Origin of the sequence: Micromonospora costi, assembly GCF_003626655.1 — a bacterium.
Classification (GTDB): domain Bacteria; phylum Actinomycetota; class Actinomycetes; order Mycobacteriales; family Micromonosporaceae; genus Micromonospora; species Micromonospora costi.
In genome coordinates this window covers 884,840-898,027 of sequence record NZ_RBAN01000003.1, presented here as the reverse complement: position 1 = coordinate 898,027, position 13,188 = coordinate 884,840, and the positions used below count along the sequence as shown (strand labels likewise).

Annotated in this window: 11 protein-coding genes and 1 pseudogene; 6 read left to right on the top strand and 6 right to left on the bottom strand. The window is 74.2% G+C overall.

The window, feature by feature from the left end; genetic code table 11:
• Positions 1–30: 30 nt before the first annotated feature.
• On the bottom strand, positions 31–528 hold the full coding sequence (locus tag D7193_RS20830) for an MSMEG_6728 family protein (protein ID WP_120781147.1): 498 nt from the start codon (positions 526–528) through the stop codon (positions 31–33).
• A 94-nt stretch (positions 529–622) separates the two neighbouring features.
• Here D7193_RS20830 and D7193_RS20825 point away from each other — a divergent pair.
• A pseudogene (locus tag D7193_RS20825) lies at positions 623–2,533 on the top strand (potassium channel family protein); the annotation flags it as partial.
• Here the strand turns inward: D7193_RS20825 and D7193_RS20820 are convergent.
• Entirely contained in the window at positions 2,438–3,676 is a 1,239-nt protein-coding gene (locus D7193_RS20820) for an APC family permease (protein ID WP_120781146.1), read from the bottom strand. The pseudogene D7193_RS20825 and the gene D7193_RS20820 sit on opposite strands and share 96 nt — an antisense overlap.
• A gap of 11 nt (positions 3,677–3,687) precedes the next feature.
• Positions 3,688–4,461 (bottom strand): phosphatase PAP2 family protein, encoded by a 774-nt coding sequence (locus tag D7193_RS20815; RefSeq protein WP_120781145.1) that lies wholly within the window; start codon positions 4,459–4,461, stop codon positions 3,688–3,690.
• A gap of 78 nt (positions 4,462–4,539) precedes the next feature.
• On the opposite strand from D7193_RS20815, the gene D7193_RS20810 reads away from it, so the two are divergent.
• On the top strand, positions 4,540–5,754 hold the full coding sequence (locus D7193_RS20810) for a DUF4032 domain-containing protein (protein WP_377456079.1): 1,215 nt from the start codon (positions 4,540–4,542) through the stop codon (positions 5,752–5,754).
• Between the two features lie 508 nt (positions 5,755–6,262).
• Here D7193_RS20810 and nagA read toward each other — a convergent pair.
• Genes nagA through D7193_RS20795 form a run of 3 tightly spaced genes read right to left on the bottom strand, consistent with a single transcriptional unit; the run spans position 6,263 to position 9,266 of the window.
• Positions 6,263–7,372 (bottom strand): N-acetylglucosamine-6-phosphate deacetylase, encoded by a 1,110-nt coding sequence (gene nagA, locus D7193_RS20805; RefSeq protein ID WP_120781143.1) that lies wholly within the window; start codon positions 7,370–7,372, stop codon positions 6,263–6,265.
• A complete protein-coding gene (locus tag D7193_RS20800) occupies positions 7,369–8,340 on the bottom strand; it encodes an ROK family protein (protein ID WP_277749913.1) in 972 nt (323 codons plus the stop codon). The genes nagA and D7193_RS20800 overlap by 4 nt, the downstream gene beginning before the upstream one ends.
• A complete protein-coding gene (locus D7193_RS20795; RefSeq protein ID WP_120781142.1) occupies positions 8,337–9,266 on the bottom strand; it encodes an SIS domain-containing protein in 930 nt (309 codons plus the stop codon). The genes D7193_RS20800 and D7193_RS20795 overlap by 4 nt, the downstream gene beginning before the upstream one ends.
• A 200-nt stretch (positions 9,267–9,466) precedes the next feature.
• On the opposite strand from D7193_RS20795, the gene D7193_RS20790 reads away from it, so the two are divergent.
• From D7193_RS20790 to D7193_RS20775, 4 genes are all read left to right on the top strand, one after another.
• Complete coding sequence (locus tag D7193_RS20790) at positions 9,467–10,252, top strand: DeoR/GlpR family DNA-binding transcription regulator (protein WP_120781141.1); 786 nt, start codon at positions 9,467–9,469, stop codon at positions 10,250–10,252.
• A gap of 140 nt (positions 10,253–10,392) precedes the next feature.
• Positions 10,393–11,403: an ABC transporter ATP-binding protein gene (locus tag D7193_RS20785; RefSeq protein ID WP_120781140.1), complete on the top strand. Its 1,011-nt coding sequence runs from the start codon at positions 10,393–10,395 to the stop codon at positions 11,401–11,403.
• Positions 11,400–12,416: an ABC transporter permease subunit gene (locus tag D7193_RS20780; protein ID WP_120781413.1), complete on the top strand. Its 1,017-nt coding sequence runs from the start codon at positions 11,400–11,402 to the stop codon at positions 12,414–12,416. The genes D7193_RS20785 and D7193_RS20780 overlap by 4 nt, the downstream gene beginning before the upstream one ends.
• A 236-nt stretch (positions 12,417–12,652) precedes the next feature.
• On the top strand, positions 12,653–13,078 hold the full coding sequence (locus tag D7193_RS20775; protein WP_120781139.1) for a DUF3263 domain-containing protein: 426 nt from the start codon (positions 12,653–12,655) through the stop codon (positions 13,076–13,078).
• Positions 13,079–13,188: the final 110 nt, after the last annotated feature.

The window sequence follows — 13,188 nt, the reverse complement described above, 5'->3', positions numbered from 1 at the left end:
ACTCCGGGGGTGTGAGGGGCTCTCGCCTGTCTAACGGTCGGGCGGTGCGGAGGTGAGGCAGCGGCGCTCGCGGTCCGAGGCGGGCCAGACGTACTCGAGGTCGGGCGGGACGTCACCGAAGATCGGCCGGTAGTGCTCCGGGTCCTTGCGGACCAGGGACGAGCGGTGGCTGAGGTGCAGGTCCTCCCGTCCCAGCCAGGGCGGGAGCTCGCCGGCGTCGGCCAGCTCCTGCTGGGTCCGGATCGTGGCGACGCCGCAGGCGGCGGCGAGGTCGCGGGTCATGGTGCCGGCGCAGGTGTCGGCCCGGCCCGGCTCGGACCAGACCGCGCACATGTCCAGCCCGTACCGGGTCAGCGCCTCCTCGTACCCGGCCCACATCTTGACCGCCGGATGGTTGCGCCAGCCGTACGTCGGCCAGGTGAGCCCGCGCAGCACCTGGATCGTCTCCACCCGCTGCTTGCCCAGCCGCTTCTGGTCCAGCGTCCGCGCGCTCGCCAGGAAGTCCGGGTACGGGAGGAAGGTCTGCATGCCGCTGCTCTACCCGCCGTCCCGGCCCGCATACCTGGTCCGGCACGAACCGGACGGGCTCGCCCACGCTGGTCGTGCTGACTACGATCCGGGCATGGGGGAGCCGTGGCGGGACCGGGCACGTCGGGCGGTCGAGTGGAACTGGCGGCTCCGCCCCGCCGGTGATCCCCGCCCCCACTACGTCGTCTGCGGCCGTGACGCGCTGGCCTACTACGTGGCGAAGGCGTTGCTGGAGACCGAGCTGCCCGCGGGCGGCGCGCGGGTGACGGTGGTGGTGCCCGAGCGGCACCGGGCCAACGGACCGGACGTGGCGACGCTGCGGGGCGTCCGGGTCGTCCGCTCCGACCGGCTCGACGAGGCGACCTTCCGCGCTGCCAACCTCGCGGGCGCGGCCGGGCTCGCGCTGCTGCACCAGGACGACGTGGGCAACCTGCACGCGGCGCTCTGCGCCCAGGCGGTCGACAAGCAGGTCCGCCAGGTGCTGCGCATGTTCAACGGGACCCTCGCCGACGGCGTGCGCACCCTGCTCCAGGCCCCGGTCGAGGTGCTCTCCGACGCCGAGATGGCCGCGCCCGCGTTCGTCGCGGCGGCGCTCGGCGAGGTGGACCCGACGCACGTCCAGCACCGGGACCGCACGCTGCGGGTGGCCCGGAGGGTCGACGTGCGGGAGCAGGACGTGGTCTGCGGCCTCGCCGACCTTCGCGATCCGCAGCGGGTGGTGCTGCTGCCCGCCGACCCGTCGACCGCCGACCTCGTGCTCGCCGAGGCCACCGGGCAGCCGCCCGGCACCGAGGTCGCCGCGCGGCGGCTCGTCCGGGCCCGGCGCCGCCGCCGGCCGGTCGCCGTACTGCTGCGGGCGGTCCGGGGCTTCGCCACCCGCAAGATCGGCATCGCGATGATGGTCGTGCTGGCCGTGATCGTCGTCCTCGGGGCACTGATCGCGCAGGCCGAGGGGGTCTCGCCCGCCGAGGCGCTCTACCTGACCCTGGTCACCACCCTGAGCGGCGCCGACCCGGACACGAGCAAGGCACCGGACGCCCAGGTCATGCAGGTGGTGCTCAACCTCGCGGGGCTCGCGCTGATCCCGCTCATCACCGCCGTCGTGGTCGACGGCATCGTCAACGCGCGGCTGGCCCTGCACACCGGCCGGCTCCAGCCGCACCGCTCCGGTCACGTGGTGGTGGTCGGGCTGGGCAACGTGGGCACCCGGGTCATGGCCCAGTTGCGCGAGTACGACGTCGAGGTCGTCGCCATCGACAAGGTGCCCGAGCCGCGCGGCGGCGCCCTCGCCCGGCAACTGGAGGTGCCGCTCATCGTGGGCGACGCCGCCCAGCCGGAGACGCTGGAGGCCGCCTCGGTCGCCGACTGCCAGGCGCTGGTGGTGGTCTCCACCGACGACGTCGCCAACCTGGAGGCGGCCCTCGCCGCACGGGACCTCCGCCGTGAGCTGCGGGTCGTGCTGCGGCTGTTCGACGGTGACTTCGCCGAGCGGGTCGAGGAGGCGTTCGGCATCGGGGTCTCCCGGTCGGTCTCCTACCTGGCGGCGCCCGCCTTCACGGGCGCGCTCACCGAGCGCGCGGTGATCGCCACCATCCCGGTGGGGCGGCACGCGTTGCCCGTCGCCGAGGTGCCGGTGGCCGCCGGGTCCGAGCTCGACGGGCGCCCGCTGAGCGCCGTCTCGCGGGACGGCCAGGTGCGGCTCATCGCCCGTACGCCGGCCGGCGGGCGGACGATCTGGTGGAAGGACCTGGACCCCCGGCAGGTGATCTTCGCGGGCGACCGGCTCACCGTGGTCGCCCGGCGGGCCGGCCTGGACGGGCTCACCCGGCAGTGCGCGCCGCCCGCCCCGGTGCCGCCCGTGCCGACCAGCCGCCCGGCCGGGACGCTCCGTCCCGTGCCGTCCGGCACGTCAGGCGTGCCGCTGCCGAACGGCGTACCCGACGGCGCCGACCGCGAGCACGGCGAAACCGGCGACCACGCTGGTCAGCGGCAGGTTGGCCGCGAGCAGCAGGCACCCGACGAGCCCGAGCAGGGCGAGCGCCTGAACCGGTAGCCTCCGGGCCGGTTCGCGGCCCAGGGTGAGCGCGGCCGCGTTGGTGATGGCGTAGTAGACCAGCACCGTACAGCTGGAGAAGCCGATGGCGTGGCGGACGTCGCCGGGCAGCACCACCAGGATCACGACCGCCGCCACCGCCAGCTCCGCCCGGTGCGGCACCCGGCGGCGCGGGTGGACGGCGGCCAGCACGCCCGGCAGGTCCCGGCGACGGGCCATCGCGAGCAGCGTGCGTCCCACCCCGGCGAGCAGGGACAGCAGCACACCGGTCACGGCGACCGTTGCGCCGGCCCGGACCACCCAGGCGAGGCCGGGGAGCCCGGCCGCGGTCACCACGTCGGCCAGGGGCGCCGCGGAACCGGCCAGCCGGTCGGCGCCGAGCACCGCGAGGCTGACCACCGCGAGGACCAGGTAGATCGCCAGCACCACGCCGAGCGCCAGCGGCACCGCCCGGGGGATCGTCCGCTCCGGTTCGCGGACCTCCTCACCGAGGGTGGCGATCCGGGCGTACCCGGCGAAGGCGAAGAAGAGCAGGCCGGCGGCGGTGAGCACACCGCGGCCCGAGCCGCCGGGATCGCTCAGCCGGTCCAGCTGGGCGTCGCCGCCGACCAGCCCGGCGACCGCGACCAGCGCCAGCACCGCGAGCACGACCGCGACGAGCACCTTCGTGGCGGTCGCGGTCTTGCCGATGCCCCGCAGGTTCACGGCGGTCACGGCGAGGACGGCGAGCACCGCGACCAGCCGGGCCTGCCCCGGCCAGAGGTACGCCCCGATGGTCAGCGCCATCGCGGCGCAGCTCGCCGTCTTGCCGACCACGAACCCCCAGCCGGCCAGGAAGCCCGCGAACGGACCCAGCCGTTCCCGGCCGTAGACGTAGGTGCCGCCGGACTCGGGGTAGCGGGCGGCCAGCCGCGCGGAGCTGGACGCGTTGCAGTAGGCGATGAGACCGGCGAGCACGAGGGCGGGCAGCAGCCCGGCGCCGCCGGCCGCCGCAGCGGCCGGCGCGAAGACCACGAAGACGCCCGCGCCGAGCATCGACCCCAGCCCGATGAGCACCGCGTCGGGCACGCCCAGCCGCCGTTCCAGGTCAGTCACGGCGGGGGAGGTTACGGGCCGGAGGTGAACAACCGGGTACGCGCCGACCCGGGCAGCCGGGCCGGCAGTGGTACGTCGTCCCACGGCACCCGGTGCAGCAGGCGGTCGAGCAGCAGCCCGAGCAGCAGGCCGGCCACCGAGTCGGTGAGCCAGTGCCACCCCAGGTACGTGGTGGTGCAGAGCACGATCAGGGGCGGCAGCACGCGGACCGCGAGGACGAGCCGGGGCGGGACGGTACGTCCGTAGGTGCGTAGCAGGGGCGCGAGCAGCAGCGCGAGCACGCCGTACCAGACGATCGCGTTGGCCACGTGCCCGGACGGGTAGGACTGCGCGAACCGCACCGGCAGGTCCTGCTGGAAGAGGGGCAGCGTCTGGTCGGGCGGCAGGAACGGCTCCTTGATGCTGGCGCTGGGCGCCGGCCGGGCGGTCCAGACCTTGAGCGGCCCGATGGTCAGGTACGTCAGCGCGAACGCGACGACCGGCGGCAGGACCGGCCGGACCGAGCGGACCCGGACCGCGACGAGCACCCCGAGGCCGGCCGCGATGAGGGTGAGCGGGGTGCCCTGCCCCAGCAGGTTCAGCACCCGGGCCACCCAGTACGCGACCGCCGGCCGGTGCCCCTCGGCCCAGTCCGCCACCGCGCGGTCGATCCCGAACAGCTGGTCGGCGGCGAGCGCTACGGTCAGCCCGACGAGCGCGGCGAGCAGCAGGCCGTCGTACCACCATCCGGCGGGCCGCACCGGCCGCAGCCGCACCGCTTCGCGTGCCACCGTGGTCTCTCGCACCCGACCACGCTACCGGGGGCTGTGGGCCGAGCCACGATGGGAAGCGCTTCGCGGGGGGTACCCGGCATGCTTGTCCCCGTGCGGATCACGTCTGCTCTCGTGGACCCGGCGCTGCTCGACCTTCCCTGGTCGACTCCGCTGGAGGAGTGGCCTGCCCAGCACCTGGTGGCGCTGCCCCAGGGCATCTCCCGGCACATCGTCCGCTTTGTCCGTCTCGGCGACTACGTGTACGCCGTGAAGGAGACCGGCGAGCGGGTGGCGGAGCGGGAGTACGACCTGCTCCGGGCGCTGGAGCGGATCGACTTCCCGGCCGTGGAGGCGGTGGCGATCGTCGCCGACCGGCAGACCGACGACGGCGAGCCGCTGGACCCGGTCCTGATCACCCGGCACCTCCAGTTCTCGCTGCCGTACCGGGCGCTCTTCTCGCACACCCTGCGCCCGGAGACCATGGGCCGGTTGCTCGACGCCCTCGCAGCGCTGCTCGTCCGGATGCACCTCACCGGCTTCTTCTGGGGCGACTGCTCCCTGTCGAACACGCTGTTCCGGCGGGACGCCGGGGCGTTCGCGGCGTACCTCGTCGACGCGGAGACCGGGGCGCTGCACCGTTCGCTCTCCAACGGCCAGCGCGGTGAGGACCTGGAGATCGCCCGGGTGAACATCTTCGGGGAGGCGTTGGACCTCCAGGCCGCCGGGCTGCTGCACGAGTCGATCGACCCGGAGGTGGTCTGCGAGGAGGTCGTGCAGCGCTACGAGCGGCTCTGGCACGAGATCACCTACGAGCAGCAGGTCGAACGCGAGGCGCGGCACGACATCGAGGGCCGCATCCGCCGGCTCAACGAGCTCGGGTTCGACGTCGCCGAGATCGCCGTGTCGACGATCGACGACGGGCGCTACCTGGTGCGGCCGAAGGTGGTCGACGCCGGGTACCACACGCGCCGGTTGTTGCGGCTCACCGGCCTGGATGCCGAGGAGAACCAGGCCCGCAAGCTCCTCAACGACCTGGACGCCTACCGGGCCGAGAGCGACCTCACCGACGAGCAGCAGGCCGCGCACCGCTGGCTGACCGAGGTGTTCGAGCCGGTGGTCCGCGCGGTGCCGGCGCACCTGCGGCGCAAGCTGGAGCCGCAGGAGGTGTTCGCACAGATCATCGAGCACAAGTGGCTGCTCTCCGAGCGGGCCGGCCGGGACGTGGGCATGGCGCCGGCCGTGCAGTCGTACCTGTCGGACGTGCTGGCGCACCGCCCCGACGAGCAGGCCGTCCTCGGCGTGGAGATCTCCACCGCGGCCGGCTGACGGGCCGACGGGCGCAGAACCACGCACACCCACCCACGCCGGCCACCACCCACCCGACCCCGCAGTCGGCCCCGCCCCGCCGCGGTCGGGTCGGGCCGCTGGTGCGGGTTCGCTCACCGCGGAAGATGCCTCCCGCAGGCCCGCGAACCGGACACAACCCCCAAACCAGCCACACCGAACCGGTGATCGACTCGACATCCTGGAAGTCGCGGTGTCCACCCCGACCGGACACCGCGACATACATGCAACCCGAGTCGATCAAGCGCCGCCCCTAGCACCAGATCGGCGATGCGGCATCCGACCCACCTCGACCCCGCCACATCGGCGACACGGAGTCGATCACGCCTGACCTGCCGGCCCGGCGGCCCGATGCCTGTGCCCGCATCAGCCTCCTGCGCCCGGATCGGCCTCGCCGGCCATCCTGTCCTGCACCTTCGCGGCGCAGCGGTCCAGCACCGTACGGGCGTCCAGCGCCGTCACGCGGGCGCCGCCCGTCGCCCCGGCCCGGTCACTCCTGCCAGGAGCCGGCCCGCAGCACCCGGATCACGTTGAGGTCGTCGTCGAGCACCACGAGGTCGGCGCGGAGGCCGACCTGGAGCGCGCCGACCTGGTCGCCGAGCCCGATCGCCCGGGCGGGGGTGGTGGCGACCATGCGGGCGGCGTCCGCCATGGGGATGCCGGTCGCGACCGCGTGCCGTAGCGCGGCGTCCATGGTGAGGGTGCTGCCGGCGATCGCGCCGTCGCGGGCCAGGCGCGCCACCCCGTCGGCCACCGTGACCGCCTGGCCGCCCAGCTCGTACTCGCCGTCGGGCATGCCGGCGGCGGCCATCGCGTCGGTGATGAGGGCGGCCCGCTCGGGCCCGGCGACCGAGGTCGCGAACGTGAGCATGCCGTCGTGCAGGTGCACCCCGTCGGCGACCAGCTCGCATACCACGTTCGGGGCGTCGAGCAGGGCCACCACGGGCCCGGGCTCCCGGTGGTGCACCGGGCGCATCCCGTTGAACAGGTGGGTGCCGACGCTCGCGCCCGCCGCGATCGCCGCGCGGGTCTCGTCGTACGTGGCGTCGCTGTGCCCGACCGCGGCCACCACCCGGTGTGCGGTGAGCAGCTTCACCGCCTCCAGCGCGCCGTCCCGCTCGGGCGCCAGCGTCACCATCCGGATGGTGCCCCCGCCCAGCTCGATCAGCTCGGTCAGCTCCTCGGTGGACGGGTCGCGCAGGAACTCGGGGTTCTGCGCGCCGCACCGGGTCGCCGACAGGTACGGGCCCTCGAAGTGGATGCCGGCCAGCACCCCCTCCTGCACCAGCGGACGGAACGCCGTGGTGGCCTCGCGCATCAGCGCGAACGGCGAACTGACCAGGCTGGCCAGCAGGGTGGTGGTGCCGTGCCGGAGGTGGAAGCCGGCCGCCCGCCGGGCCTCGTCGGCGTCCCCCGTGGTGAACGTGTGCCCGCCCCCGCCGTGCGTGTGCATGTCCACGAAGCCGGGCAGGATCCAGTGCCCGTCGCGGACCGACGGGTACTCCGCCACCGCGCTGATGCGCTCCCCGTCCCACTCGACGCAGCCCTGCCGGATGACGCCGGTCGGGGTCACCACCTTGCCGCTCACCCGCTGGGTCATTCCATCTCCATCGTGTCCGGGACGCCGCCTGCGGCGTCGAGGGCGAGCAGGGCGGCGCCGAGGCAACCGGCCTCGTCGCCGAGGGCCGCCGCGACCAGGCGCGGCTCCCGGTGGAACGTCATCCGGTCGCGCAGCGCGGCCCGCAGCGGGTCGAGCAGCCGCGCGCCGGCCTGGGCCAGCCCGCCGCCGACCACGATCGTGGCGACGTCGAAGAGCGCCTGCCCGGTGGCGAACCCGTCGGCCAGCGCCTCGACGGTCTCCTCCCAGACCTGGGCCGCGAGGGGTTCACCGGCGGCGGCCCGCTCGGCCACCTCGGCGGCGGTGGCGGGCGCGCCGGCCAGGTCCGCGTAGCGGCGGCCGACCGCGGCGGCGGAGGCGACCGCCTCCAGGCAACCGGGCCGCCCGCACCCGCAGCGCGGCCCGCCGGGGCGGACCAGGATGTGCCCGATCTCGCCGGCCGCGCCGTGCGCGCCGATGCTGGCCGTGCCGTCGACCACGTGGGCGGCCGCGATGCCCGTGCCGATGGCCACGAAGAGGACGTGACCCGCGCCCCGGCCGGCCCCGAGCCGGGCCTCGGCGATCCCCCCGGCGCGCACGTCGTGGCCGAGCGCCGTGGGCAGGCCGAGCCGGGCCGCCACGAGGTCCCGCACCGGTACGTCGCGGAAGCCGACGTTGGCCGACCAGACGGCCACCCCGCGCGCCTCGTCGACCACGCCCGGCACCACGATGCCGGCGGCCACGGGGGTACGGCCGTCGGCGCGCGCCTTGCCGGCGAGGCCCTCGGCGACGTCGAGGATCGTGGCGACCACGGCCTCCGGGCCGCGCGCCGCGTTCGTGGGGTGCCGTTCGGTGTGCACGGTGATGCCGTCCGGCCGGACCAGGGCGCACTTCATCCCCGTGCCGCCGACGTCCAGCGCGACGACGACGTCGCTGTCCCGCCCGACGGTGCGTTCGCGGGACTCGGTCACGCGAGTACCACGGACCGGGTCAGGTGGCGGGGCGCGTCCGGGTCCAGGCCCCGGCTCGTGGCGAGCGCGACCGCGAACCGCTGGGCCAGGATCAGGTCGGCCATCGGGTCCACCGGGGTCCGGCCGGCCGCCCAGCTGCCGAGGACCGTACGGCAGCCGTGGGTGCGGCTGTGCGCGAAGGCCGCGCCGGTCGCGGCGACGTCCTCCGCCAGGCCCTCGGGGAGCGCGCCGAACGCCCAGACCAGCCGGCCGGTCGCGGCGATCGAGATCGGGCCGTGCCGGTAGTCCATCGCGGGGTACGCCTCGGCCCAGAAGGTGGCCGCCTCGCGGCACTTCAGCGCGGCCTCGTGCGCGAGCCCGACCGTCCACCCCCGACCGAGGAAGGTGACCTGCTCGATGCTGGCCGGCTCGATGGGCAGCGGGGCGCGGACGGCGACCTCGGCGTCGGCCGCGAGGGCGTCGAGGTTCTCGCCCAGGTGGGCGCGGAGCAGGGCCAGCGCGGTCGTCGCGAATCGGGTCTGCACGACCGAGCGCTCGTCGGCGAACGGCATGGTGACCGCCGCGTCGGCCAGCTGCACGGCCGGTGACCCGGGATCGCCGACGAGGGCGGTCGTCGCGAGCCGCCCGCGCAGCGCGTCGAGCAGCTCCACGACCTCTGTGGTGGTGCCGGAGCGGGTGATCGCGATCAGCCGGTCGTAGCGGCGTCCGGTCAGGAACTCCGAGGCCTGGAAGGCGTCGGTCTCGCCCTGGCCGGCCCGTTCGCGCAGCGCCGCGTACGCCATGGCCATGAACCACGAGGTGCCGCACCCGACGACGGCGACCCGCTCACCGGGCGCCGGCAGGTCCGCTGCCACCCCGGCGACCAGCTCCGCCGCCTTCCGCCAGCAGTCGGGCTGGCTCGCGATCTCCGCGTCGACGTACGACATGAGGACTCCTCGCCGAGGGTGGCCGTGCGCGATACGGCTCGTTACGCCCGTCTTTCGCGCGTCATTCTGCGCGAATCCGGGTGGCCGTGGCAACCGGCACACGGATCGAGCAGGGCAATGTTTTGCGCCTACGTAGTTTCGCGCACTACTGTGCACGCAATCAATCACGGATCGTGCAGTCGCTTGGGAGGGCCCGCGAGGTGGATCGGTACGCCAGATGGAACGCCCTGCTCGAGATGCTGACCGACAGCGGCCGGGTCAGCGTCGAGGAGGCGGCCGATCGGCTCGACGTGTCCCAGGCGACCATCCGGCGCGACTTCGACCAGCTCGCCCAGCAGCAGATGATCACCCGTACGCGGGGCGGCGCGGTCGCCAACGGCGTGTCGTACGACCTCCCGTTGCGCTACAAGACGGCCAAGCACTCGGCCGAGAAGCAGCGGATCGGCGCGGCGGCCGCGGCGCTGGTGTCGCCGGGCACCGTGGTCGGCCTCAACGGCGGCACCACGAGCACGGAGGTGGCGCGCGCCCTCGCCGTGCGGCCGGACCTGAACACGAGCGCCGAGGGCGCCCAGCTCACGGTCGTGACGAACGCCCTGAACATCGCCAACGAGCTGCTGGTCCGGTCCCGGATGAAGGTCGTGGTGGCCGGTGGCGTGGTCCGGCCGAAGTCCTTCGAGCTGGTGGGCCCGCTGGGCGGGGCGCTGCTGCGCGAGGTCACCCTGGACGTCGCCCTGCTCGGCGTGGACGCCATCGACCCGCAGCTCGGCGCGGCGGCCCACCACGAGGGGGAGGCCGCCATGAACAACCTCATGGTGGCCCGGGCCAAGCGGGTCGTGATCATCGCGGACTCGTCCAAGCTGGGCGGTCACGCCTTCGCCCGGATCTGCCCCGTGGACCGGGTGGAGACGCTGGTCACCGACTCGGGCGCCGACCCGAACGTGGTCGAGGCGTTCCGCGCGGCCGGCGTGCACGTCGTCTGCGCCTGAGTCCACGTCCTTTCTCACTCACCGTGATCGACTGACCCCGATCGTCGCTCTTTCGGCGCGTCACTGCATACCGGGTATTGCAGCGCCGTGCATACCGCGTATGGTGTCGCCTGTCACGCCCGAATCGGGGGAGGTGCAGCTTGCCAGCTGTCCTGGAGATCGAAGGTCTACGGAAGACCTACAAGAGCCGCCGGCGCGGCACCCGCAACGCGCTGGACGGCTTCGACATGCGGGTCGACGCCGGCCAGGTGCACGGCTTCCTCGGCCCGAACGGGTCGGGTAAGACCACCACGCTGCGTACGCTGCTCGGTCTGATCCGGCCCGACGGGGGCCGGATGGCCCTCCTCGGCCACGAGGTGCCCGACGCGCTGCCGGCCGTCGCCGGGCAGGTCGGCGCCATCGTGGAGAGTCCGCAGTTCTTCCCGCACTTCACCGCCCGGGACACGCTGTCCCTGCTGGCGTCCGCCGGCGGTGTGGCGCCCATCCGCATCGACGAGGTGCTGGAGCTGGTCGGGCTGCGGGACCGGGCCGGCGAGCGGGTCAAGACCTACTCGCTCGGCATGAAGCAGCGGCTCGCGGTCGCGTCCGCCCTGCTCAAGAACCCGAAGCTGCTGATACTGGACGAGCCGGCCAACGGCCTGGACCCGGGCGGCATCCGCGAGATGCGGACGCTCATGCGCAACCTCGCCGAGTCCGGCATGACGGTGGTGCTCTCCAGCCACATCCTCGGCGAGATCCAGCTGATCTGCGACTCCGTGACGATCATCTCGCTGGGCCGGCGCGTGGCCTTCGGGCCGGTCGACGAGGTGCTCGCGCAGCACTCCTCCGGCGCGGTCCGGATCCGTCTGGAGGCCGTCACCGACCTGCCGTCGGCGGCCGACGTGCTCACCCGGGCGGGAATCCGGGTCACCGGGCACCCCGACCACCTGATGCTCGGCGGCGTCGACAAGCCGGCCTCGGTCACGCGGCTCCTCGCCGAGCAGGGCCTCTACGTGAGCGAGCTGGCCCCCGTCGCGGTCGACCTGGAGAGCGTCTTCCTCGAACTGACCGCCACCGCGCCGGTGCCCGGCCAGCACCGGCAGGTCGACCAGTCCACGAAGGTCGGTGGGGCGGAGCAGTCCGGCGCCACCGGAGGGGGGTGGGGGGCGTGAGCCTCTACCGTACGGAGCTGCGCCGGCTCGCCAAGCGGCGCTTCACCCGCTACATGACGCTGCTCGGTCTGCTGGTGCTGGCCGCGGTCGTGGTCGGGACGTTCTTCACGAACCAGAAGATCGACGCCTCGGTGCGGGCCCAGGCGGATCGCCAGGCCGAGCAGCAGTACCAGGAGCAGGTGCGCTACTCGCAGCAGGAGCGGACCGCGTGCGAGCGCGACAAGGCGGCCGGCGCGGCCGATGCCAACCGCTATCCACCGGACTGCGCGATGATCCAGCCCCCGCCCCGGGAGGCGTTCGAATCCCGGTGGTTCCTGCCGTCGACGTTCAACTTCCGGGAGAGCTTCGCCGAGACCCTGGTGCCGTTCGCGGCGATCCTGGCACTGGTCGGGTTCGTGATCGGCGCGTCCTTCGTGGGCGCCGAGTGGAGCACCGGCGGGATGATGAATCTCCTGCTGTGGCGGCCCCGGCGGCTCACCGTACTGCTGACCAAGCTGGCGGCGCTGCTCACCGGCCTGCTGGCGGTGACCCTGCCCGCCGCGGTGCTCTGGTTCGCGGGGTTCTGGGCGGTCGCCACCTTCCGGGGCAGCACCGAGAAGGTGACCTCGGGCGTCTGGCAGTCCTTCGCGCTGACCGGGCTGCGCGGGGTGGCGCTCGTGCTGGCCGTCACGACGATCGGCTTCGCCCTGGCCTCGCTGGGGCGGCACACCGCGATGGCCCTCGGCGGCGTGGTGGCCGTGATGGTGGTGGGCCAGTTCGGCCTCGGCATCCTGCTCAGCATGGCCGGCGTCCGGTTCCCGGAGGCGTGGCTGCTGCCGACGTACGCCCTGGCGTGGATGCAGAAGAAGGTGACCCTGGAGGACTGGCAGGCGTGCAACGCCACTTTCACCGGTGAGTGCCGGCCGGACACCTTCGACGTGACGTGGGGGCAGTCCTCGGTGCTGTTCGCCGTGGGCGTCGCGGTGGTGCTCGGCGCGGCCATCTGGGCCATGCGCCGCCGGGACATCTCCTGACCGTCCATCCGTGGCGGACGACGGCCGGGGCGATCACTCGCCCCGGCCGTCGCGTGTCCACCCGCCTCGGCCGGCTGCGCCGCTTCCGGGCGCGCTGGTGCGGGCCCGCCCCCGATGTACGGGAAGCCGCCCGTCGATGCCGCCGTGACGTCGGATGCGTCGCGCGTCCGCCCTGGTTAGGCTGAGGTTCCCCCCGGTCGGCGTCGCGGTTGCCGGCCGCCCGCCCGAGGAGCGCCATGCAGCCTGCCGACGCCGCCCCGGCCGCCGCCGAGCCGCCGACCGACGCTCCCGACGCCGCTCCCTCACGCGGCACCCGGGCCGGGCACGTCCCGCCGCCGCGCTCCGCACCGCCCGCCGAGGCGGTGCCCGACTCCGGGCAGCCGGTGGTCGACGCGGAGGAGACCCCGACTCCCGCACCGGTCGAGACGGGCGCGGGGCTCACCGAGCGGGAACGGGCGATCCTCGCCTTCGAGCAGCAGTGGTGGCGGCACGCCGGCGCCAAGGAACAAGCCATCCGGGACGCCTTCGGCCTCTCCGCCACGCGCTACTACCAACTGCTCAACGGGCTGCTCGACAACCCGGCCGCGCTCGCCGCCGAGCCGGTCCTCGTGGGCCGGCTCCGCCGGCTTCGTTCCTCCCGCGCCCGCAACCGCCGCCGCTGACCCCGACGTCCCCGGCGACCCGCCCGCCGATCATGCAGTCGTGGTGGCCGGATTGGCCGTCCGCACGACTTTTGTCAACCACCACGCCTGCATGATCGGCGCTTGACCCG